This is a genomic window from Streptomyces sp. NPDC007205 (genome assembly GCF_040634095.1).
In the GTDB taxonomy this organism is placed as follows: domain Bacteria; phylum Actinomycetota; class Actinomycetes; order Streptomycetales; family Streptomycetaceae; genus Streptomyces.
Genome location: NZ_JBEYEW010000043.1, coordinates 21,467 through 41,817, shown reverse-complemented (window position 1 = coordinate 41,817; position 20,351 = coordinate 21,467). Strand labels below are relative to the sequence as shown.

24 protein-coding genes and 1 pseudogene are annotated in these 20,351 nt (G+C 68.4%); 12 read left to right on the top strand and 13 right to left on the bottom strand.

The window, feature by feature from the left end; genetic code table 11:
• Positions 1 to 106 precede the first annotated feature (106 nt).
• A pseudogene (locus ABZ624_RS36990) lies at positions 107 to 469 on the bottom strand (methyltransferase domain-containing protein); the annotation flags it as partial.
• A gap of 71 nt (positions 470 to 540) precedes the next feature.
• On the opposite strand from ABZ624_RS36990, the gene ABZ624_RS36985 reads away from it, so the two are divergent.
• Positions 541 to 1,134, top strand: coding sequence for a TetR/AcrR family transcriptional regulator (locus ABZ624_RS36985; RefSeq protein ID WP_360099040.1), 594 nt, complete (start codon positions 541 to 543; stop codon positions 1,132 to 1,134).
• 7 nt (positions 1,135 to 1,141) lie between these two features.
• On the opposite strand, the gene ABZ624_RS36980 is transcribed toward ABZ624_RS36985, so the two are convergent.
• Complete coding sequence (locus tag ABZ624_RS36980) at positions 1,142 to 1,906, bottom strand: class I SAM-dependent methyltransferase (protein ID WP_360099038.1); 765 nt, start codon at positions 1,904 to 1,906, stop codon at positions 1,142 to 1,144.
• Positions 1,903 to 3,543 carry a GNAT family N-acetyltransferase gene (locus tag ABZ624_RS36975; RefSeq protein ID WP_360099036.1) on the bottom strand — a complete coding sequence of 547 codons (1,641 nt, stop codon included), beginning with the start codon at positions 3,541 to 3,543 and terminating at the stop codon, positions 1,903 to 1,905. The genes ABZ624_RS36980 and ABZ624_RS36975 overlap by 4 nt, the downstream gene beginning before the upstream one ends.
• A 114-nt stretch (positions 3,544 to 3,657) precedes the next feature.
• Between ABZ624_RS36975 and ABZ624_RS36970 the strand changes: the two genes are divergently transcribed.
• The 5 genes from ABZ624_RS36970 to ABZ624_RS36950 all read left to right on the top strand — a co-directional run bounded on the left by ABZ624_RS36970 (position 3,658) and on the right by ABZ624_RS36950 (position 5,914).
• A complete protein-coding gene (locus ABZ624_RS36970) occupies positions 3,658 to 4,122 on the top strand; it encodes an Lrp/AsnC family transcriptional regulator (protein ID WP_360099034.1) in 465 nt (154 codons plus the stop codon).
• Between the two features lie 220 nt (positions 4,123 to 4,342).
• The gene (locus ABZ624_RS36965) at positions 4,343 to 4,885 is read left to right on the top strand and encodes an MOSC domain-containing protein (protein ID WP_360099032.1); all 543 of its coding nucleotides are present in this window, start codon (positions 4,343 to 4,345) and stop codon (positions 4,883 to 4,885) included.
• A gap of 82 nt (positions 4,886 to 4,967) precedes the next feature.
• Positions 4,968 to 5,573, top strand: a complete 606-nt coding sequence (locus ABZ624_RS36960; RefSeq protein ID WP_360099044.1) for a transposase family protein — start codon at positions 4,968 to 4,970, stop codon at positions 5,571 to 5,573.
• Positions 5,519 to 5,692: a hypothetical protein gene (locus ABZ624_RS36955; protein WP_360099046.1), complete on the top strand. Its 174-nt coding sequence runs from the start codon at positions 5,519 to 5,521 to the stop codon at positions 5,690 to 5,692. Before ABZ624_RS36960 ends, ABZ624_RS36955 begins: the two co-directional genes overlap by 55 nt.
• A 6-nt stretch (positions 5,693 to 5,698) precedes the next feature.
• Positions 5,699 to 5,914: a hypothetical protein gene (locus tag ABZ624_RS36950; RefSeq protein ID WP_360099030.1), complete on the top strand. Its 216-nt coding sequence runs from the start codon at positions 5,699 to 5,701 to the stop codon at positions 5,912 to 5,914.
• A 40-nt stretch (positions 5,915 to 5,954) separates the two neighbouring features.
• Here the strand turns inward: ABZ624_RS36950 and ABZ624_RS36945 are convergent, their stop codons facing one another.
• Together ABZ624_RS36945 and ABZ624_RS36940 are read right to left on the bottom strand one after the other, a co-directional pair.
• Positions 5,955 to 6,374: a cupin gene (locus tag ABZ624_RS36945; protein ID WP_360099028.1), complete on the bottom strand. Its 420-nt coding sequence runs from the start codon at positions 6,372 to 6,374 to the stop codon at positions 5,955 to 5,957.
• Entirely contained in the window at positions 6,371 to 7,819 is a 1,449-nt protein-coding gene (locus ABZ624_RS36940; protein ID WP_360099042.1) for an MFS transporter, read from the bottom strand. The genes ABZ624_RS36945 and ABZ624_RS36940 overlap by 4 nt, the downstream gene beginning before the upstream one ends.
• Positions 7,820 to 7,876: 57 nt before the next feature.
• Here ABZ624_RS36940 and ABZ624_RS36935 point away from each other — a divergent pair, with 57 nt between their 5' ends.
• On the top strand, positions 7,877 to 8,545 hold the full coding sequence (locus ABZ624_RS36935; protein ID WP_360099026.1) for a TetR/AcrR family transcriptional regulator: 669 nt from the start codon (positions 7,877 to 7,879) through the stop codon (positions 8,543 to 8,545).
• 317 nt (positions 8,546 to 8,862) lie between these two features.
• On the opposite strand, the gene ABZ624_RS36930 is transcribed toward ABZ624_RS36935, so the two are convergent.
• Positions 8,863 to 9,819 carry a hypothetical protein gene (locus tag ABZ624_RS36930; protein WP_360099024.1) on the bottom strand — a complete coding sequence of 319 codons (957 nt, stop codon included), beginning with the start codon at positions 9,817 to 9,819 and terminating at the stop codon, positions 8,863 to 8,865.
• The gene (locus ABZ624_RS36925) at positions 9,816 to 10,082 is read right to left on the bottom strand and encodes a hypothetical protein (RefSeq protein ID WP_360099022.1); all 267 of its coding nucleotides are present in this window, start codon (positions 10,080 to 10,082) and stop codon (positions 9,816 to 9,818) included. Before ABZ624_RS36925 ends, ABZ624_RS36930 begins: the two co-directional genes overlap by 4 nt.
• A 626-nt stretch (positions 10,083 to 10,708) precedes the next feature.
• On the opposite strand from ABZ624_RS36925, the gene ABZ624_RS36920 reads away from it, so the two are divergent.
• Positions 10,709 to 10,894, top strand: coding sequence for a hypothetical protein (locus tag ABZ624_RS36920; protein WP_360099020.1), 186 nt, complete (start codon positions 10,709 to 10,711; stop codon positions 10,892 to 10,894).
• Between the two features lie 509 nt (positions 10,895 to 11,403).
• On the opposite strand, the gene ABZ624_RS36915 is transcribed toward ABZ624_RS36920, so the two are convergent.
• The 4 genes from ABZ624_RS36915 to ABZ624_RS36900 form a co-directional block, all read right to left on the bottom strand.
• Positions 11,404 to 11,553, bottom strand: a complete 150-nt coding sequence (locus ABZ624_RS36915) for a hypothetical protein (protein WP_360099018.1) — start codon at positions 11,551 to 11,553, stop codon at positions 11,404 to 11,406.
• 919 nt (positions 11,554 to 12,472) lie between these two features.
• Entirely contained in the window at positions 12,473 to 12,748 is a 276-nt protein-coding gene (locus ABZ624_RS36910; protein ID WP_360099016.1) for a hypothetical protein, read from the bottom strand.
• 13 nt (positions 12,749 to 12,761) lie between these two features.
• The gene (locus ABZ624_RS36905; RefSeq protein WP_360099014.1) at positions 12,762 to 12,953 is read right to left on the bottom strand and encodes a hypothetical protein; all 192 of its coding nucleotides are present in this window, start codon (positions 12,951 to 12,953) and stop codon (positions 12,762 to 12,764) included.
• Positions 12,950 to 13,483: a hypothetical protein gene (locus tag ABZ624_RS36900; protein ID WP_360099012.1), complete on the bottom strand. Its 534-nt coding sequence runs from the start codon at positions 13,481 to 13,483 to the stop codon at positions 12,950 to 12,952. The genes ABZ624_RS36905 and ABZ624_RS36900 overlap by 4 nt, the downstream gene beginning before the upstream one ends.
• Positions 13,484 to 13,751: 268 nt before the next feature.
• On the opposite strand from ABZ624_RS36900, the gene ABZ624_RS36895 reads away from it, so the two are divergent.
• From ABZ624_RS36895 to ABZ624_RS36880, 4 genes are all read left to right on the top strand, one after another.
• Positions 13,752 to 14,264, top strand: coding sequence for a hypothetical protein (locus ABZ624_RS36895; protein ID WP_360099010.1), 513 nt, complete (start codon positions 13,752 to 13,754; stop codon positions 14,262 to 14,264).
• 522 nt (positions 14,265 to 14,786) lie between these two features.
• Positions 14,787 to 15,167, top strand: coding sequence for a hypothetical protein (locus tag ABZ624_RS36890; protein WP_360099008.1), 381 nt, complete (start codon positions 14,787 to 14,789; stop codon positions 15,165 to 15,167).
• 219 nt (positions 15,168 to 15,386) lie between these two features.
• Positions 15,387 to 16,349, top strand: a complete 963-nt coding sequence (locus ABZ624_RS36885) for a hypothetical protein (protein ID WP_360099006.1) — start codon at positions 15,387 to 15,389, stop codon at positions 16,347 to 16,349.
• Between the two features lie 192 nt (positions 16,350 to 16,541).
• Positions 16,542 to 18,605, top strand: a complete 2,064-nt coding sequence (locus ABZ624_RS36880) for a Shedu anti-phage system protein SduA domain-containing protein (protein ID WP_360099004.1) — start codon at positions 16,542 to 16,544, stop codon at positions 18,603 to 18,605.
• Positions 18,606 to 18,737: 132 nt separating this feature from the next.
• On the opposite strand, the gene ABZ624_RS36875 is transcribed toward ABZ624_RS36880, so the two are convergent.
• Entirely contained in the window at positions 18,738 to 18,986 is a 249-nt protein-coding gene (locus ABZ624_RS36875) for a hypothetical protein (RefSeq protein WP_360099002.1), read from the bottom strand.
• 139 nt (positions 18,987 to 19,125) lie between these two features.
• Positions 19,126 to 20,343 carry a nucleotide-binding protein gene (locus ABZ624_RS36870; RefSeq protein ID WP_360099000.1) on the bottom strand — a complete coding sequence of 406 codons (1,218 nt, stop codon included), beginning with the start codon at positions 20,341 to 20,343 and terminating at the stop codon, positions 19,126 to 19,128.
• Between the last annotated feature and the right edge of the window lie 8 nt (positions 20,344 to 20,351).

Below are 20,351 nucleotides of genomic sequence, written 5' to 3'. Positions count from 1 at the left end.
CGCGGCAGCAGCGGCTCAAGCCGGGCCCACTGCCCGTTCGTCAGATCCCCACGTCCCACAGGACGTGATCACCAACCAACAAGATCAACTTTCGCGACAGACCCTAGGCCGTCCCCGAGACGACCGCGTCGAACTCGCGGCCGGCCGGCTCCCAGGCTTCGAATGTGGCCACGGCGGCCTCGACACCGAGCCGACCCGCCACCTCGACCATCCGAGGGTCCGGCTCAATTCCGAGGACCCGGCAGCCGGCCGCCTGGAACTGGCGGGCCGCGATACCGGTTCCGCAGCCGACGTCGAGGATGTCGCGGCCGGGGGCGGCGGAGACGATCCGGGCCACCAGGGCGTCGGGGTAGCGGGGCCGGGCCCGGTCGTAGCGCTCTGCGTCCGCGCGGAAGGACCCGGCTACGTCGCGCTGTTGATGGGTCTCGTCTTCGGAACGGGGAGCTGGTTCCGGCGATAAAGTGGGCATGCGCCCATTCATAGTGGGCGCATGCCCACTCGTCAAGGTGGGCCCCGGTGAGTGAAGGTGAGGGATCTGCGGTGCCGACAGGCGTGGCCATGCGCGATGCGCGCGAGCAGTTGTTCGATGCCGCCGAGCGCGTCCTGCTCCGGGGCGGTCCGAGCGCGCTGACCAGCCGGGCGGTCACGGCGGAGGCGGGCTGCGCCAAGGGCGTGCTGCACCGGCACTTCGCCGACTTCGACGCCTTCCTCGCCGAGCTCGTGCTGGACCGCATCGGCCGGATCCGTGCCCGGGCCGCCGAGCTGCGCGACCGCGCCGGCACCGGCACCGTCGCCGGAAACCTCACCGAGACGCTGATGACCCTGTTCGAGTCGGTCGCCGTGGCCGTCGCCGGTCTCGTCATCTCCCGGGACGAGTTGCGGGCCCGGCTGCGCCAGGCCACGCCGACCGGCGTACCGGTGCTGACTGAGGCCACGGCCGTGATCGCCTCCTACCTCACCGCCGAGCGCGAGCTGGGGCGCCTCGCGGCCGATGCGGACGTCGACACGCTCGCTGCGACGCTGGTCGGCGCGGGGCATCTGCTGTTCGCCGACCGGAAAGGCACCCCGCCGGGGACCGCGGCCCTCGGCAGGGTCGTCACCACCGTCCTCGCGGGCGTCGTACAAGAGCCGTGAACGGCGGTCAGGGCTTTACGGCGTGCAGGATCCGCATGCCCCGGGAGTCGGCGGTGTCGCGGCGGACGTCGAGTCCCGCCGCCCGGCACAGTTCGACCAGCCGGGAGGACGCGATCCGCAGCTTGGGGTAGCTGCTCGCCTGCTGCTGCCAGGAGCCGTTCGTCCGGATGTGGAGCAGGTCGTGGACGATCACCGTGTCCTCGTCGCGGTACTCGAGGAAGCAGGTGAGCAGCCGGTCGTCGCTGCTGCGGACGGGGATGAAACGGTCCGTGCCGCGCAGCTCCGCCGTGAGGTCGCGGTAGGTGACGACGAGGTGCCCGCCCGGGACGAGGGCATGGGTGATGTGGCCGAGCAGCACGGGCAGGTCCGCCTTGGACGGGAGGTGGGTCAGCGTGTCGCCCATGCAGACGACAGCCGCGACCGTGCCCGGCTCGGCCGCCTCGGGCAGGACGGTGCGGATGTCGCCGCGCACCGGCCGCACCGCCCCTGTGTTCTGCACGTAGGAGACGAGCTCGTCCAGCAGCCGGCGGCTGCTGTCGACGGCGATCACGGGAGAGAAGCCGAGGCGGACCAGCGCCAGCGTCTGCGCACCGGAACCGCACCCCAGATCGATGGCCGTGCCGCAGTCTTCGCCACCCGCCAGGCCGAGTTCCGCGAGCAGCGTGGCCTGCCGGTCCGCGACCTCATGGACGTCGCCGCCCAACATCCAGGTGTAGTGCTCGGCGAGCAGCCGCTCGTAGTGGGCGACGGCGGTACCCGTCTCGGTGGTCATGGTGTGTTCCTCCGGGGTGTCGGTGCGCCACGTCGTCCGCCGTTCTGTGCGAGCAGCGAGGCATCGGGCCAGGTGAAGCGGAGCTTGGCGGGGGAGCCCGCGAGCCTGGACGGTACGCCACCGGGGGGTGATACCGGCGCCTTCTCGACGCAGGTCCCGCCCAGGGCTCGGTAGAACTCCTGGGCCGCCGTGTTCTGTTCGAGCACCCACAGGTACATTGCGTCGCCCCTCGCGCGTTCGACGACCATCCGCGCGGCGTGGGAGAGCAGCGCGGTGCCGAGGCCCGTCCGCCGTCGGTGCTGGATCACGTGCAGATTGTCGACGAGGCTGCCCCAACGGCCGTCCTCGTCGAGGACGACGTGGACGAACCCCACGATCCCGGTGTCGTCCTCGGCCACGACCGTCGCGCCGCCACCACTCGGGGCGGAAAGGCGCGAGGACCAGACGGACCTCCGGTCGGCCACCACGTCGCCGTCCAGGAACGCGTCGGAGTACGCGCCGCGGTAGTGCCGACGCCAGCTGTCGGCGTGCAGCAGCGCCATGTTCTCGGCATCGCCGGGCCCCGCTGCCCGCAGCCGCAACGACGCCGTGGGTGAGCCGGGCGGGGCCGAGGCGGCGCGCAGGCGGCGCATGGCCAGCTCGCTCGCCGCCTGCGCCGGGGCCTGGCCGCGGCGTCGCGCGGTCTCCAGCAGGTCGTCGACGGTGTCCTCGACCGCGCGGACCCGAGCGCGGGCCTCGTCGGCGCTGACGCCGTGGAGTTCGGCGCTGACGGCGTTGATGACTCCTCCCGCACTCGCGACGTAGTCCGGCACCCAGATGATGTCGCGCCGGTGCAGCAGGTCTGCGACGTCGGGGGTGGCGAGCTGGTCGTTCGCCGGCCCGACCACGGCACGGCAGCGCAGCTCCGCCACAGTCCGCCTGGTCAGGACGGAGCCGAGGGCCGCAGGGATCACGATGTCCACGTCCGCGGCGAGGATCTCGTCGGGCGACCGCCAAACCGCACCGAGCTCGGCGCCGACCTTCCGTTTGCCGGGGTCGATGTCAGTCACTGTCAGGACGGCTCCCTCGGTGGCCAGCAGGCGAGCGAGGTGGGCGCCGACGCGGCCCAGACCGACCACGGCGAGCCTGCGGCCGTCCAGACTCGCACTGCCGAACAGCCGTCGGCTGACGGCCCGCAGCGCGGCGAGCGTCCCCTGCGCGGTGTGCGGGGAGGAGTCCCCGCTGCCGCCCAGATGCACCGGCCGGCAGAACACATGGGGGGTGGTTTCCCCGATCACCGCCATGTCGTCGGGGCCGGTCCCGACATCGGGTCCGGTGGAGTACGCCCCGCCCAGCGAGTCAACGACGTCTGCCACGTCACGCAGCACGTCGTGGCGCCGGCTGAGATCGAGCTCCCTCCCCTCCGGCAGTGCCACGACGGCCTTCCCACCACCGCTGGGCAGCCCCGCGACGGCGAACTTCGAGGTCATCGCTGCCGACAGGCGAAGGGCGTCGGTGAGGCCGTCCCGCCAGTCGGGGTAGTGCCAGAGCCGTAGGCCGCCGGCCGCCGGACCGAGTGCCGTGGAGTGAACGGCCACGATCACCGGAAGGCCCGAGCGCCGACCGGTGCGGATCGCGACCTGCTCGTGATCGAGCATGAGCCCGCCTCCCCCTTACGTTTGTTCGGTGAGATGCAGATATGCTGCACGAACGATTGCCAGAAGAAGACCTCAACCGAACGTTTGAGTGGAGATGGGATACGGTTGCCGGTCATGGACGAACTTGATTCGGAGATTGTCCGGCTCCTCCAGACAGATGCGCGGCAGTCCAACCGCGAACTCGCCCGGCAATTCGGCATCGCCCCCTCGACCTGTCTGGAGCGAGTTCGGGCGCTCCACCGCCGGGGCGTCATCCGCGGCTACCACGCCGACATCGACCCCGCGGCCCTCAATCGCAGCGTCCAGGCGCTCGTGTCCGTTCAGGTACGCCCCCTCAGCCGCGGGGTCATCGACGCCTTCAAGGTCTTCGCCAGCGGCCTGACGGAAGTCCTCCACGTGTTCGTGCTCTCCGGAGGCGACGACTTCCTCCTTCACGTCGCGGTGCAGGATCTCGACCACCTGCACGCCTTCCTGACCGACCGGCTCAGCAAGCGCGGTGAAATCACCGGCTTCCGCACCTCGGTCATTTTCCAGCAGGTGAGCGCCACGGCCCCGGCACGCCTTCCCGCGCCCGACTAAAGCCTCTACCCGGAGTGGACGAATCCCAGCGGGGCGAATCAACGAGAAGGAATCCTGCGGCGATCGCCTTCCCCCGAACAGTTGCGCAGGGGGCCCGGCGGCAGACTTGGCTGGGCCATCCCGCTGTCAGTAGCGGCCTCATCCGCGATTAACCGTGGCTGCTGCGCCTTGAGGGTTAGGGTCGTGGTTGATCATTGTCTCTGAGGAGGGGGCTCCGAGGATGAGCGGGATAGTCACGGCAGTCAGCCGCAACGGCGAGTACTCATTCACCAAGCCGAACCGGGACAGCATCACGCTGCTTGCCGGGCTCGGTGTGGAGGGTGACGTCCATGCAGGCGTGACGGTCAAGCACCGCTCACGCGTCGCGCAGGACCCCAACCAGCCGAACCTGCGCCAGGTCCACCTCATCCATGAAGAGCTCTTCGCCGAGGTCGGTGCAGAGGGATTCAAGGTGGTACCCGGTGACCTCGGCGAGAACATCACCACCCGTGGCATCGATCTGCTCGGCCTGCCGGTCGGCACGCTGCTGCGCATCGGCGACGATGCAGTGCTGGAGGTGACTGGCCTGCGCAATCCCTGCCTGCAGATCGACAACTTCCGCGACGGGCTGCTGAAGCAGGTTGTTGGCCGCGATGAGGCCGGGAACATCGTACGCAAGGCCGGAATCATGAGCATCGTGAAGAAGGGCGGCGCGGTGCGCCCGGGCGACACGATCAAAGCAGAGCTACCCAGCGGGCCGCACCGGCCCCTGGAGCGGGTCTGACGTCTCTCCGTCGGCTGGGCCGTGACATGGCATCGGCCGCGCTGATTCTTGTGGTGTGAACATCAAGCAAGCCCGCGCGGCCATGTCGCAGCCTGCCTTCTGCGGCCTCTCGCGCCATCATCTCGGCGAGTTGATCGAAGAACTGGCGCCACGCTGGGAGGCGCGTTGTGAGTCCGTTCGGTGCGAACGGCGCCGGGGCGCTCGCCGACGGCAGGCCGGGGTCGAGCCGAAGTACGAACTGGTCTTCACCGACCGTGTCCTGGCGACCCTTGTCCACCTGCGAACCGGTCTGTCTCACGCGGCACTGGCTGTGATCTACGAGGTGGGCTCCTCCGCCATCGGCCGCGCGATCAGCGAGATCCGACCGCTGCTGACCGAGCGCGGGTTCGCGGTGCCTGACCGGCCTGGCGTTCGGCTGCGAACCCTGGCGAACGTGTTCGCCTACGCAGCGGCTGAGAACATCACATTGCGGATCGACGGCACCGAGACCCAGGTCCGCCGCCCGAAGGCACACTGCCCCGGACGTCGGACCTTCGTCTCCGGCAAGCGCAGGCAGAACACGATCAAGACCACCACGATCAGCGACCGGGGGTTGACCCCACCCTGTGGTCCGGAGGCGTCCGGCCCGGCCGGATGCACGACCAGACCGCCGTGCGCACGGAGGGCATCGCCGATCAACCCACGGTAAAGGCCAAGGTCGACGAGGGTTACCGGGGCCTGGCCAACGAGTTCCCCGACCAGATCAGTGCACCGCCGAGGAAGCCGAAAGACACCGACAACGCGCCGCTGACCGAACAATATGGGTGACGCGAGATGCGCCGCCGCCAGTCCTCGAACCGGATCTGTGTCGAGCACGCCAACGCGGAGCACCGGCAGTGGCGCCCACTCCAGCGATACACCGGGCGCAGGGAAGAGTACGGCGAGACCCACCGCGCCATCGCCGGACTGGTCTCTGACCGCGCGGCCAAGCGGACCACCCTGCACAAGCCGAGCACCGAACTCGTCCTCGTCCGCACCATGGCCTGCTGAATCACTCGCCGGCCGACCGCCAAGCCCACACGACCCAACTTCAATCGCGGGTCAGGCCGTAAGTGCCGGTTCGTTTTTCGAGGCGGGTGCCGTGGCGAAGGGTGATCGACATCAGGTCGCTGGGCGCGTCCAGCTCCAGACGGTGCCAGCGGCCACGGGGGACGATCACGGCGGTGCCTGGCTTCAACTGCACCATGTCCTGGGTGTCCTCGGGCCTGGCGGGACGGAAGTAGAGGCGGACACCGCCGGTCAGGCAGCACACCGCCTCCTCGGCCTGCGGGTGCATCTCCCAGTGGTCGGCGTGAACGTCGGCGTCGGTCTCCACGTGGAACGTCGCGAGCTGCCAGGCGCCGGAGTCGCTGTGTGTCATCCGCCGTTCGGCGGCTCGGACATCGCCGTCGGGGTGGATGTGCAGCGCCGAGGCGAACAGGTCGATGGGTGAGAGGGGTGTTGTCGTCATGAGGGCGTTCCTTCCAGTCGGTTCTCTGCGGTGGTGGGGGGTTGCGGGGCGGGTGTTTCGGCCTGGCGGCGGGGCAGCACGCCGATCGCCACGACGGCCGCGAGCACGAAAAGGGCGGCGGCGATGGCAAGGCCCAGGGCGTAGCCGTCGTTGAGCGCGGCGGGGTCGGTTGCCGTGCCGGTGCGGTGTGCGGCGATGGCGGCCAGGGCGGCCAGGCCGATGCAGCCGCCGAGTTGGCGGGAGCTGTTGATGAGGCCGGAGGCCATGCCGGCCTCATGGGGGGCGACGCCGGTGGTTGCGGCGGCGACGATCGGGGCGATGACCAGCCCGACGCCGATGCCGGTGATGATGCAGGGGCCGAGCACGTCCGTGAGGAAGCCGCCGTAGGGACTGATGAAGGCGAACCAGGCCAAGCCCGCGGCGGCCAGCAGGGCGCCGGGCACCAGGGAGGCACGGAGGGTGCGTGCGGCGGTGACGCGGGTCGCGACGATGCTGCCCGCGACCAGGCTTACGGAGAAGGGCAGGAACGCGGCACCGGTTGCTGCGGCACTCATGCCCAGAACCTGCTGCATGTACAGGGACACAAAGTAGAACGCCGCGAACTGCCCGGCGGTGGAGAAGAAGACCAGCATGTTGGCGCCGGCGACCCAGCGGCTGCGCAGCAGGCTGAGGCGCAACAGCGGTGCGGGAGCCCTGGATTCGGTGACGACGAAGGCGGCCAGGAGTATGGCCGCGGCGACGAGCATTGTCCATGTGGCCGGGGAGTCCCATCCTTGGGCGTCGGTGCGCACGACACCGGTCACCAGCAGCCCGACTCCACCGGTGGCCAGGACGGCACCGAGCACATCCAGCCTCTCGCGCCGGGCGGGGCGTGCTTCGCCGGGGACGCCTGCGCGGACCAGCGCGAGAGCCACCGCGACGATGGGCAGATTGATCAGCATCACCCAGCGCCAGCCCGCGTACTGGGTCAGCAGCCCACCCGCCAGCACGCCCAGCGCTCCGCCTGCGGCGTTCACCCCGCTCCACACCCCGAGCGCGCGTACGCGCTGCGGGCCCTCGGGGAAGGTGGTGGTGAGCATCGCCAGCGTGGCCGGGGTGGCCGCGGCGGCTCCCAGGCCCTGGCCGGCGCGGGCGGCGATCAGTTGCCAGGGTGCCTGGGCGAGCCCGCCCGCCAGCGAGCACAGCCCGAAAATGACCAAGCCGAGCACGAACAGCCGTCGGCGGCCGTAGAGGTCACATGCGCGGCCTCCCAGCAGCAGAAATCCGCCGAGCGTGAGCGCGTAGACATGCACGACCCACGACAGATCGAGCGGTGCGAACCCCAGCGCGGTGCGGATCGCGGGCAGTGCGACGTTGACCACGGATAAGTCCAGGGCGACGGCGAACTGGGCGACGGCCACCGCCGCCAGCACCGCTCCGGGCCGCCCCCGCGAGTTTTTATACATGTAAAGAAAGTAGCGGTAGGAGCTCACCGCTGTCGACACCCGGGGGATGATGAGGGCATGCCGCAACCGTCCGCACCGCGCAAAACGCCCGGCCGACCTCCCCGTATCTCCCGCGAGGAGGTCGTCACAACTGCCCGCCGGATCGTGGACTCGGAAGGCGTGGACCGGCTGACCATGCGGCGGCTGGCCGCGGAGATCGGCAGTACGCCGATGGCGCTCTACCACCACGTCCGCAACAAGGAAGAACTGCTCGTCCTGCTGCTGGACGACTACGCCGAGAGGGCGCTGCACCAGTCCGAACTGCCCGCCCAGCCTCGCGAGCGGATCGTCGTCGCTGCTGGCGCGATCCATGAGGCGCTCGCCGCCTGCCCCTGGATCGTGGAGGTGCTGACTGCCGACGACTTGTTGTCCACATCCGCCTTGTGGTTCGTCGAGCAGATCGTCGACGGCCTGGTCGCATGCGGACTGACCCTTGAGCGGGCCATACATGGATACCGCGCGATCTGGTACTACACGGTCGGAGAGATCGTGGTCCGGGCGACAGCGGCCCGGAGGCGCACAGACGACGACCGCCCCACCTACCGGGAGCAGGTCTTTGCCGATCTCGACCCGAGCGAACTACCCCGTCTGGCACAGGCTGCGGACCAGTGGGCACCGTTGACCGCTGAGGACACCTACCTCGATGGGCTCCGAGCCATGGTGGACGGCCTCCTCGCTGCCCGGTGACGAGTCGCACCGGGGATACACGCGCCTGGCCTCTGGCCGGACACGTGCCGTCATCTCTCGGTTCTGGCACAGATCTTGGGCACGCGCCGAGGGGGTCTCCTATCGATGACGTGCCCTGCGCCGTGGCTTGGGTGTGACGGGAAGCTGACGGCATTGGACAGGCCAGCGGTGAGAAGTGCTCCAGGTCTGCCGTGTCGGCGGTGCAGCAGTGTCGGCCTTCGGCGTGCGCGCTGCAGGTGCTGTGGCGTGCGGTAGGAAAAGCACCACTCGGGACCGCTCTCTCCCCAGGGCACGCGCCAGACGATTCCAGTACTCGGTCAGTGGGCGAGAGGTACCGGCCTCGTCATTCCGACTGCGAGGGCCTTGCCGGGTGAGTTCGGGTACGCAGATGCCATGGGCGAGCTGGGAGTGGGAGGCAGGAACGCCGGGCGCGGGCGGGACACGCGGTGGGCCCCATGCGGCTGGATGCCGCCGGAGGCCGGCCTGCCGAGAGCAAGAAGCCCGGTCCGCATCCAAAGACTCGACGCGATCAGCCAGCCGATTTCTACCGTCTTGCCGAGCCTGATTCCGCGGCCCTGGCCGTCAAACACTGCGGTGGGACGGGAGTGCGGCGGGAAGCTTGCGGGCCACAGCACCGGTGTGCCTGGCATCCGGTCCTCGGCGGCGGTCGGCGCATGCCACCGCCTGATCGACTTGCCCAGGTAGTTCCGGAACGCCCCCGAGTCGGGCAGTGCCTGGGGCGGGGGAAAGGCCGGCGGAGCAGCCGAGTAGTCCGTCAGCCGGGCAGGACGCGGGCCGGCCAGCCGGCCCGCTGCGGCCAGACGGCGTCCCGCCCCGGTCCGCAGACGCTCGCGGTACGCCGCCTGCCGACACGCTGACGAACAAAAACGGCGAGGACGGCCCACGGGCCGCTGCGGAAACGGCGGAGCGCCACAGCCCGGACGTTCACACCGGTGCGCCGACACCTCCGCGGCGCCGCCCCACACCTCGGCGCTGAAGCGAGGACCGCTCAGTTCCTGACGCAGCGCCGAGGCGTACTTCGATCTCCGGACCCGGTCCAGCAGACCGGCGATCAGCATGCCGAAGATCCCCTCGCCCAGGCCCAAGTCACGGGCGAGCTGCCGGGGAGGTTCCCCGTGCAGATACCGCAGCAGCAGCCTGCGCTCCGCGTCACTGCACAACTCACGCAACGCCCGCCCCAGGACGTCCTCGCCCACGTGGCGGCCGACCGGATCCCTGTCCGGCCCGTAAATACGTCGCTTCAGTCGCTTCACCGGACCACCTCCCCACCGCCGGCCCGCCCGGCTTCCTGATCCATCCAGGCCGTCACCGCCGCATCCACAGCCCGCCCACCCCGGGCTGCTCTCAGCAGGCCCGAGAGCGTACTGCCGCTCTCCCGAACCAAGCTCAGCAGATCCTCCTGACGAGCAAGCTCCACCGCCCGCCGCGCGATACGGCCATGCACCACAATCGCCACGACCACCACACCCGCGAGCACCAGCGGGACCAGCAACACGACCAACTCGGCCAGGCTCATCCGCACCCACGCCTCCTCACACACGACGATGGCCCCCGACACCGCGTGTCGGGGGCCATCGAATCCGGGCAACAAAAAACCCCGCCGAAGCGGGGCAGCGAGCGCCAGGCACACCTGTGCCCGACCAAGGCCGACTGTAGCCCGACAGACGCACAACCAACGGCAAAAGCACCCCCGACCTGCGCATACCCGCAGGCCACAACCACTCGCTATCCCCCTCGCAGAGAAAGAAAGTTTCGTAACACCCACACGGGGCGACCGTCGGCCGGCTGGGGGAAGCACCCTGCCGGGGACTTCGTGCGGAGCCCGGGGCCGGGTCCCTGACGGGACCCGGGACTTCGGGTGCGGGCCCGGGGCCGGCCGGCCCCGGAGCGGTGGGGCGCAGCACCGCCGGGCACCACGGCGTGGCGGCCGCCGTGCCCAACGGACGTCCTCGGGAGGAATTCCAACTTTGAGCCCGAAAGCGTGTAAGACCCGGCCGCCTTGGTGCTCTCTCCGGTTGCGCCGCTAACCCCGGGCTCCCTCAGGGTGCGGCGTGCTGTGCAGCACACCCGTCACCGAACAGGCGGAACTGCACAGCCCCGTCCGCCACGCGCTGACCGCGCCTGAGAACCGAGGAACTCCTGATGTCCCTGTCCGTACTCGTCCTGGCCCTCCTGACCGTCATCGTCACGGGCCTGGTGGCAGCCAGCGCCTTCCTCCTCGTGCATTTCCGCCCCACGCTCTCAGCCCCCGTACAAGCCGCCCTCGCCGCACTTGGCGTCATGACCGCCCTCGTCGCCGCAGCAGCAGCCATCACCACCACCCGATGACCCCACACCACCAACCAACAACACACCGACCCCGCCGGGGGCCTCGTACGCAGCCGGAACCGGACCCCTGACGACACCCAGGCAGACAGGCACCGGCCCGGGGCCGTTGGCCCCCAGGGGGCGGGCTCCGTTCCAGGGGCGCTGCGTCGTGGCGCCTCGGCGGGGGCGCTCCCACGAACACCCCGGCGGGGAAGCGATTTTCAACTCTGCTCCCGAAGGCGTGTAAGACCCGGCCGCGCCGACCGTGACCCGGTCCTCAGACGGGATGTCACCGAGGGCGCTGCGAGAGCGATGATGTCGGCGGGCACGCCGGAGAGCCGTACGGCGGTCAGTGCCTTCGTCATGGCCGGCCTCGCCTCGTAGCGGGTAGCCCGGGTCTCGCGGGTGTCGCGCTCGCCCCGCCCGCCGACACTGCTCGCCGCGTACCGGGAGCACGTCCACGACGACCAGGAGCACGAGGAGCCCACCGCCGTCTATCGCCCGCCGTCGATTCGGCATCGGTCCTTCAGTCACCCCTTGAGGAAGGCGCACAGCGCCACCCAGACCGCCAGCGCGAACGTGAGGGCCGGGACAAGTACCGGGTGTTCCACCGCGACGATGCCAGCGGACGTGGCGCCCAGGGCCGCGGTGGCGATGACGGTGCGGTTGTCGGCGGACACGAATTGCCTCCAGTCGATCGGAAAGCGTCCGGGATGGACGCCGGGCGGACCCCCGGTGCATTAGCTCGCAAAACAGGCGGCACGCCGCAGGTAACACCCTCAAAGCGCGCTGAGCAGACGGTCGGTTAGCCACGCAAGTGCGCCCTCACTTGGCATCCAAGCGAGTGGATTGCCACCACAGCCGGTGCGGCAGCAGCTGCACCACATCCGGTGACCGCCGCGCCCTGCCTTGCACAGTCCCCCATGCCTGTCCCGCTCCGGGCCCACACCCGACACTCCAGGCCCTCCCCGGCCGGGCAGGAGGGGCGCGGCGGCCGCCACGCCCAACAGACGCCATACGACACCGACTCCCCCACGGCGCGGGGCCGACCATCGGCCGGCCGCGGGAAGCCCCTTGACCGGGCCCGGGACGTCAAGTGCGGGCCCACAACTGGCCGGACCCCCCGGGGGCGGACGGCGCGGAGCGCACTGGGACCGGCTGCCGCATCCCGCAGCGCGTGAGCGCGCGGAGCGCGCGTCCCGGTGGGCGCGGAGCGGTCACCGGGCACGCGGCGAGGCGGTAGGGCGCGCGAAGCGCGCCCTACCGCCGACCGGCACGGACGGCGGCGCGCCCCGGCCAGGTGAGAATTGAAGCTGCGCCGCGCTCTGCGGCGCCTGGACGGCCGCTGCGCCCACTTGCCCAGTCGGATCCTGGGGGGCGTGAGGCCGGCGCCTGCGGCCTCCTCGGGAGCGGCGTGAAGGTGTGCCCTCTGCGACCCCGTGGCCTGTCGGCCACGCCGGGCCGCTCAGGGATCACACGGTCAATTCGACCCTGGATGTCCCAAGGTGACGGAATGCGCCGCTGTGGGCGTACACCACGTACAGCCCCTCGCGATGGGAGGGACTGACACGGACGCCAACCGGAAGGTGCGCGTTGAAGCTACTCGTTGACGTTGATGCTCTGGTTCGTGTCCAAACCGCCAGTGGTCAGGGTCGGAGAGTTGCTGATGTTCTGCCCTGAGAGCTGCTGATTGCCGTGCGCGACGACGTTGTTGTTCGTGGAGGAGTCGACGTTCGATTGACCGTTGCCGGCCAATGCGAGGCCCTGCAGGAATTCCAGGCCCGCAGGCGCCGCCATGGCGTGAGAGGCGCCGGCCAGTCCGAGTGCGGCCCCGGTGAGGATCACGGCTGCAAGAGCGCGCTTGGTGTTGTTCATACGATGCCAACGATCACATCGGAGTTGGGTTGCGCGTTGCGCGGGGACTCTGACCGTACGTCACCGCTCTGCCCGCCACGTTCCTGCCGCCGCCGACGGCAGCGAGGAAGTCGCGCGCCGAGACCGCCAGTTCGTCGTACGCGGCCAGTCGCTGGACGGAGTCGTCGGTGACGGGACGGCGCGCCGTGTTCTTGCAGGTGCTCACGACTGGCCTCCCGTCTTGGTGAGGCTGACCTCGTCGAGGGTGCGCTCGGTGATGTAGAGGGCGCTGCTTTTCCCGGTGGGGTCGAGGTCGTCGAGCCACAGTTCTTCGTTCTCGTTGAGGTACCTGAGCAGTTCGTCCTCGTCGTTGACGACTTCGGCCGGGATCTCGACCTCGGACTGGAACTCGTACGTCACCATTTCGGTGACCGTGAGTTCCACGGTCGCCGTGGTGACCGGGCCGTCGTCCTGGTCGGCGGTGGGATCGGGGTGGGGGCGGGGGTGGGTTTCCGGCTCGGGGCGGCGTACGGACAGGACGGTGTCGGAGCTGATCAGGGTGGGGCCGTCCCGGGAGACGTCGAGGAGGCCGGACATCCATCCGTCCTCGTCGGCCGGTTCGACTTCCCGGACCACGGCCTGGGCGGAGCCTTTGAGGACGGGGAGCTTGTCGCCGGTGCGGAGGTCGCGGCCGTACATGCAGGTCTCGCCCTCGAAGTGGAAGTCGGGCCGGCGGTGGTTGCACAGTTCGGACATGCCGGTGTCCCTTCGGTGAGCAGGTGGTTCGGATGGGGCGGGGCGGCCCGGCGTGGGGCCGCCCCAGGGTGCTCACCTGGTGGCCGGCAGGAGCTGGTGGCCGGTGCGTTGCCAGAATCCGGCCGGGGCACGGTCGGCGCGCTCGGGGAAGATGGAGAGCCAGGCAGTGCCGTGATTTCGAACTCGTCGTCGCAGACCATGACGCAGGCTCCGGCCACATCTGGACGGTGGCGCTGTCCGGGTCCATGGCCTCGAAGCGCAGGACCCGGTGGCTGGTGCCGAGGAACCAGAACACGTCGCCGGGGACGTAGTCGTCGTAGGCGACCGCGACTGTCTCGTCGGGGCGGATCTTGCGGTACAGGCGGACGCCGGCGGTGCCGGCCGCCGTGTTGAGGGCGCGGTGCAGGTCGTCGAAGGAGTCGAGCTCCATGCCGGTGGCGGTGTCGCTCTCGGCGCTGTCGCCGGTGATGTAGACGGTCCCGCGCAGGGGCAGTCCCTCATATCCGTAGTGGGCGGCGAGGGTGGCTGCGATCGGGTTGTCCGCGCCAGGGCTGGCGGGCTGGTGGTGCAGCTCGATGCCGTCGGCGAGCGGCAGCGTGGCGTAGGGCGCCGCCCCGGCGAGGATGGGCAGTTCGGTCAGCAGCGTGGTGCGGGTGGGCTCGCCGACCGAGTCGGCGATCTCGCCGTCGGGGTGCAGCGTGGTGAAGATGCTGATCTCGTGGGGGTTGTCGTAGTCGAACGCCACGGGTTCTCCCTGGTTTTGGGTGGGTGTCTTCGGTGATCGGGGCCCTTGCCACGGGACCGCCTCACGAGACAAATATACCTCATTTTCATCACTAACGGAGGAAGGGAAACGCCTTTCTCCGCAGGTCACAGGATGTTTCGCGGGTGGGGGCGGCCCCGTCCGGGTGCGGGCCGGGCCGTGCGGCGCGGAGCGCCGAAGGCAAGGGAGACGGCAGCGCGAAGCGAGGGAGCAGGGCGCGGAGCGCACTGGGACCGGCTGCCGCCTCCCGCAGCGCGTGAGAGCGCGGAGCGCTCGGTCCGGGCGGACGCGGAGCGGCTGCCCGGCACGCGGCGAGGCGGTACGGCGCGCGCAGCGCGCCGCACCGCCGACCGGCACGCGTCCGGGCGGGGCCGCCCCCACCCGCGAAAAGGAAAGGGCAGGTCTGCGCCCTATCGCGCCCCGGCCGCCGGTCCAGGTCCGTCAAGGGCTCCGTGGCGAGCCCGGGCTGGGCAGCGCGCCTGGATTTCCGGTCGGCGCCCGGGCGTTGGGGCCTTCGGCTGCTTGGGCACGGTAGACGGCATGGGAAGCGTTGACGAACGGCAAGAGGCCCTGGCACTGGCCGCGCAGGCCCGCGAGGTGGCATGGGCTGCGGACGGCACGCCCTGGCAGCGGGTCCTACGCGCGATCAGCGGCGGCAGATGGGGCCGGCAGCCCACCGGCTGGACCGTGATCAGGCTGAATGCGCCCTGGCAGGACACTCCCTCCTCGGAACGGCCCGGCTGGAGGGAGCGCGCCGCGAACCTCGCTGGCGACGTCGCCTTCGCCGTCGACTACACCGTCTGCGCCCACTGCCGACTCGGGTGGGTCGAGCAGCCCTACACCATGGAGAAGTATCAGCGGTGCGGGCTGGCCACCGCGGGCCTGGGCGCGCTGCGCCTCGAGCACCCTGGCCTGTCCTGACACACCCTGGGCGGCCATTTCCAGGACTCCCGAGCCTTCTGGGCGGCTGTGGGCTCCGGCGTGCTGGGCAGCTATCAGCAGCGCGACACCTGCCCGCACGTGTCCGAGGGGTGAGCCCGGCCAGGCCCGCGCGCCGGCAGGGCCGCTGGCCGTTTCCGGAGGGGTAGGGCCCGATCGGGCTGACTGCTTTGTGTCGGTGCAGCCCATTAGCCTCGGGGTATGGGAGATGCGGTCAAGCCTGAAACGCTGCGTTCCGCCATAGCCAGCGTTGTAGCCGAGTTGAAGTCGTACGAGGTTCCGGGCGAGTGCATGCGTCTGGGACTGTCGCCAGGCGATGAGAGCGATGCCTTCAAGAGCAAGTTCCGCTACGTCATGCATCGGCTGCGGCCGCTGACGGTACCGGAGCTGACCGCCGTCGCGCGCAAGGTCCTCGACGAGTACGAGGCGCCGGAGTTGGACCAGGTCCTCGCGTCCCTGGGGATGACCGGCGTCGACGGAGAGTTCAAGAATCTGATCTTTGCCGCTAACGGCCCCAAGCCGGAGATCGTTCTGCGCGACGCGGTCAACAACCGCCTCGACATCGTCCGCAACGCCAAGTTCTGCCTGACGTACACCCGGCCGCTCGGGGCCGCCGGCCTGTCGTGGGCGGAGCTCGTGAGCTGGTGGCAAGAGACGAATCCCGCCGTGTCAGGTGATCAGGCGGCCGCCTCCGGGCATCTGTGCGCACGGCTTGCACAGTCGCTTGCCTCCCCGCCGGAGAAGGTCCTGTTCCACACGTACGCGGCGCTGTACTTCCGAGAGGGAGGGCCTGCCCTGCCCGCCCTGATTCCCCAGGTGTATCTCCACTACGACCCCTACACCGCAAAGGCCCGGACCACGCCAGGCCCTTTGGCGAGGCAGCGCATGGACTTCCTCCTGCTGCTGCCCCACCGGGTGCGCGTCGTCCTGGAGGTCGACGGCCAACAGCACTACTCGGTCAACGGCAAGGCGAACCCCGAGCTGTATGCCCAGATGGTGTCGGAAGATCGGCAGTTGAAGCTTTCCGGGTACGAGGTCTACCGCTTCGGCGGCCACGAGCTCGACCAGAATGGCGGTCCTCGGGTAGTCGCCGGCTTCTTCCGAGACCTCTTCGCGCGTTACGACATACCGCTGCCGCCCACCGTGCAGGCGTCCAGCAACTAGCCGGGCGGTGACGCGGCTGCGCAAGTCATGAGGGCCCGGGCCAGGCCGAGTGGATCGACGGCCGCGGCCAGGCGGGCGAGGCACGAGCGCTGCTCGCCGATGCCGCATCATCGCCGACGTCACCACTGAGGTCAGAGACATTTGATGTCCTATCACCCACCATCTGAGGCGGAGGGCGTTCATCCTGGGGGCATGACGCAGTCCGCCGCCTCCCCGGCATCACGCAGCAACAGCACGCAGAGGATCACGACCCTCACACGACGCGACATCGTCGACTACCTGAGCGGTGAAGGCGGCCCCTGGTGGGGGCGGCTCGATGAGATCGACTTCCTTGGATCCCTGTACGACCTCGACAGGCTGGCGTCGACGGACCGCCGGTTCAGGACGGCACGTGAAGACATCATCCAGCACCGGGTCAACAACCCGCTCGACTGGTCTGATGACTGGGTCTTCAAGTACCCCCAGTTCCAACTCCACGACCGCCCTGACGAGGTGCTTCTCGCCTTCCTGGGGCGGTTCGTGCATCCCAAGGTGCAGCCCGACGTTGACCACGCATCCCAACTGGTCGCGAAGCTGAATCGCCTCCTCGGGCCGGACGGCTGGACCCTCCGCGCCTTCAAGTTCATATCGGGGCGGCCGGTCTACGCGCCAGCCCCCGCACCGGACACCGACCCGCTAGTCTCGCTGCCGCTCGATGACGACGACACCGGCAAACTCGACCTCGTCCTCGGACAGACCTACAGCCTCCTCGACCGCGACGGCGAGGAAGTCGCCCGAGACCTTCTCCGCCCGACTGTACTGACGCTGCGCCGTGACGGCGGCTTCTACCACCCCATGCCCGGTGACGGATGGACGGCCGCCACCTACGAGGCAGTCCTCACCGTGCCTTCTGTCCTCCTGCCAGCATTCACGGAGGCGGTCACCAATGCGGTCTGGCAACGCCTGGAAGCCGTACTCGCCCGTCTCCAGCGCGCAGACGTCCAGTCCCTCGTGGTCGAAGGCGACATGGGACCGCTGCCGGCCGTCTCACCGGATTGGAGGAACCAAACGGCCGAGCCCGATCTGCCCGTCCTACGGCGCCTCCGCATCGGTCTCCCGACCACAGAGTTCGACGTCACCACGCAGGACTTCTCAGATCTCGAGATTCGCGGCCAAGGGCTCCCCTACTTCTACGACACGCGCAGAAGCCGCCTGATCACCAATTTCCTTCTCGACGACCGGCCGCGGGTGGCCACCTTGTGCAACGTCACCCTCATCAACAAGGACGGCGTCCTTTCTCCCAGGATCAAACTCTGGAAGAAGGACAAGACCAAGGCTGCGAAGACAGCAGCCACGGAAGCGATACCCGGCCCCGAGGCCCCACAGATCGTCAAGGCACTCGTCGACACCAGCGATGTCCACGAAAGCTTCTGGAAGGTCATCCGCTTCCTCCAGAGCTGCGTCGGACTGGACATCCCTGAGAGCAGTCTGCGGCTGGTCGTCGGCGACGAAGCCGAGTTGGCTCGCCTCCTGGCCGACCAGGACCGCACGACTCTCCTCGAAGCCGTCAGGACCGCTGTCGGCGGCGCCCTCACGGAAGAAGACATCCGACTGATCAGTAACCGCAAGTCACAACTCCAACGGTTCCGCCAGCTGCTGACTGATCCGGACTACTTCGAGCGGGAGCGCCAACAGGTCGCAGGGCCAGAGGCAGTCTGGCAGGGCCTATTCGAAGAAAATCCGTGGATCTTCGGGTACGGGCTCAACCTCGTGGCCTGTGAACCACTGAACGACGGGAAGCTGGAGCGCATCACAACCGGCGCCAACATCTTCACCGGGGCGGGAAAGCGCAGTGACGCCGTCATGCGCTCCAAAGGCTTCATCAGCAGCCTGCTGCTCTGCGAAATCAAGACACATATGACGCCCCTGCTGGCTGGCACGCCGTACCGGCCCCCGGACGTCTACCAGGTCTCCAAGGACGTCGTCGGCGCAGTGGCGCAGGTGCAGAAGACCGCTCACAAGGCCCTCCGACTGGTCACCGGCGAGCTGCACAAGCTCTATGAAGACGACGGCGCCCCGACGGACATTGAGATCTCTACCGCCCGCCCCCGACAGGTGCTGGTCATCGGTCGCCTCAGTGAGTTCGCCGACCGCGGTTCGGTAAACCCGGAGAAGATCACCTCCTTCGAGCAGTACAGGCGATCCATCCAGGACGTCGAAGTCATCACGTTCGACGAGCTCTACGAACGGGCTTGCTTCATCGTGGAGGACCGCTGAGGCCCGAACGCGCCAAGCCGAAAACGTGATCGCCTCTGACCTCCGGGCTTACAGCAGCGGGCAAAGGCAACCCCTCCCAGGGGCCGTGCCGCGTGGCCGGCGGCCCCTGGGAGGGCGCTCAGGTGTAGAGGGTCAGGCGGCCAGCGCGACGCGGACCAGGTAGTCATCGGCTTCGCCGGCGCCGAGCTCCTGCCGGATGGCGTCGCCGCGGTTCCAGACCAGGGGGCCTTCCTCGCGTTCGAGGCGCCCGGCCTCTGCGTAGACCTCCGCGAGGCTGTGGCTCTGCTTGAAGCGGTGGCCGATCTTCGCTTCGAGGTCGCGGTAGCGGGCGGGCAGCGGCAGGCCGAGGGCCCAGCACAGGCGGGCGGCGCGCACGAGCACGTCGAAGGGGGCCAGGACACAGAAGACGCAGGACAGGCTTTACCGGACCAAAGAGCACGATCAGGAACGGCAGTCCCTGATCGCGTGTCCGCCTATGCGCTAACCCAAAAAGGTTCAGCGTTCAATTCACGTAATATGTTCAAGAAGTCCGCTGTGGCAGCCCCTTGGTTGACTTCTTCCACTGCTCTCGGAGGTCGCTGGCGAAGAAGTCATATGCGCATGGGTGCTCCATCTTTTTGAGCGTTAGAACTAGCCCCTCATGATGAGTGCTATACAGCAGAACGGGCTGGACGCGAATCTGCGACTGACTGTCTGCGGGGCTCGCGCCGGTAGGCGCAATGTCGCCATCTATCATGACACCTGTAAATCCAGGCATCCTTTCCATGCGTCCAACGTGAAGCCCGCGAGACGTCGCGAATTTATTTTCAATGATTCGAATGGAATTCCATATGTCTTCCCCTACTGGGTGCCCCTCTTCTCGAGCTATGACGAGCGGAAGGTCCGGGGATGACGGATCCAGAAGCAAGAGATAGACATGAACTCCCCGTCCGAGTAGCTGATGGATCATCTTGCTATTGCTGTCCAATGTGCGGTAAAGACTTGGTCCGGATATGACCACCTGAAATTGGGCCTTTGTGTAAAAGTCGCTAGGAGGGAGTAGGTGGGCGTCGTCGTTGCGGTCCTCGATGTCGACTAGACCCATCTTCTCAATGGTGACCGCCATCGTCTCGCCCCTAGCGTTGGGAGCGTTGAGGGCGTCAGGCGTCCGTGCGTCGTAGTCCGAAATCTGCTCGAGGGCCGCTCGAAAACCGCTGGGATCTGTGTAACGCTCACCACGCCTAGTGGCGCATCCCACGTGCTCTAGCCGCAAGGCCAATTTGTTCAGTGCTTGCGAGATGCTCTCGCTGTCTCCGTTTATGCGGACTTCATTGAGGCCAGCAAAGTCACTTATGGCTCTCAGGGAGCCAACATGGACGATTATTGTCCGACCTCTCTCCGCTTTAAACGCCATACCTGCTTCAAGTAGGACGTTCTGTCGAGGTTGGCCGGTAGGCTCTGCTTCGTAGCTCGGATCTGATGGCTTCCGAAGGAAATCACGCAGATAAGCGTCGTCGTCGGGAGTCATTAGGACAACTACTGCCTGCATGTCGTCGAAGAGTTTCTCCACGACTTCGTGAGTGAAGGCTGCTCCTGGCTGTTTGGCTGTCGCATACTCCCACTCCTGGGGTTCTAGCCCCAAGGCGGAAAGAAAATTGAAGATGGCAGTAGTAGCCTGCTGGTTTCGCCCGTGGACAACAGCCACAGCCTTAGGATTCACAGTCATATCAAGGCCCCACGATGGTTCAGTGAGATCCAAGCTGTCTT

Coding starts and splice junctions, on each gene's coding strand:
- ABZ624_RS36940 (WP_360099042.1), bottom strand. CDS start 7,819: ATGTATAAAAACTCGCGGGGGCGGCCCGGAGCGGTGCTGGCGGCGGTG.
- ABZ624_RS36955 (WP_360099046.1), top strand. CDS start 5,519: ATGCACGACCAGACCGCCGTGCGCACGGAGGGCATCGCCGATCAACCC.
- ABZ624_RS36925 (WP_360099022.1), bottom strand. CDS start 10,082: ATGAGCCTGGCCGAGTTGGTCGTGTTGCTGGTCCCGCTGGTGCTCGCG.
- ABZ624_RS36935 (WP_360099026.1), top strand. CDS start 7,877: ATGCCGCAACCGTCCGCACCGCGCAAAACGCCCGGCCGACCTCCCCGT.
- ABZ624_RS36920 (WP_360099020.1), top strand. CDS start 10,709: ATGTCCCTGTCCGTACTCGTCCTGGCCCTCCTGACCGTCATCGTCACG.
- ABZ624_RS36950 (WP_360099030.1), top strand. CDS start 5,699: ATGCGCCGCCGCCAGTCCTCGAACCGGATCTGTGTCGAGCACGCCAAC.
- ABZ624_RS36910 (WP_360099016.1), bottom strand. CDS start 12,748: ATGAACAACACCAAGCGCGCTCTTGCAGCCGTGATCCTCACCGGGGCC.
- ABZ624_RS36975 (WP_360099036.1), bottom strand. CDS start 3,543: ATGCTCGATCACGAGCAGGTCGCGATCCGCACCGGTCGGCGCTCGGGC.
- ABZ624_RS36880 (WP_360099004.1), top strand. CDS start 16,542: ATGACGCAGTCCGCCGCCTCCCCGGCATCACGCAGCAACAGCACGCAG.
- ABZ624_RS36885 (WP_360099006.1), top strand. CDS start 15,387: ATGGGAGATGCGGTCAAGCCTGAAACGCTGCGTTCCGCCATAGCCAGC.
- ABZ624_RS36945 (WP_360099028.1), bottom strand. CDS start 6,374: ATGACGACAACACCCCTCTCACCCATCGACCTGTTCGCCTCGGCGCTG.
- ABZ624_RS36890 (WP_360099008.1), top strand. CDS start 14,787: ATGGGAAGCGTTGACGAACGGCAAGAGGCCCTGGCACTGGCCGCGCAG.
- ABZ624_RS36965 (WP_360099032.1), top strand. CDS start 4,343: ATGAGCGGGATAGTCACGGCAGTCAGCCGCAACGGCGAGTACTCATTC.
- ABZ624_RS36960 (WP_360099044.1), top strand. CDS start 4,968: ATGTCGCAGCCTGCCTTCTGCGGCCTCTCGCGCCATCATCTCGGCGAG.
- ABZ624_RS36970 (WP_360099034.1), top strand. CDS start 3,658: ATGGACGAACTTGATTCGGAGATTGTCCGGCTCCTCCAGACAGATGCG.
- ABZ624_RS36900 (WP_360099012.1), bottom strand. CDS start 13,483: ATGTCCGAACTGTGCAACCACCGCCGGCCCGACTTCCACTTCGAGGGC.
- ABZ624_RS36980 (WP_360099038.1), bottom strand. CDS start 1,906: ATGACCACCGAGACGGGTACCGCCGTCGCCCACTACGAGCGGCTGCTC.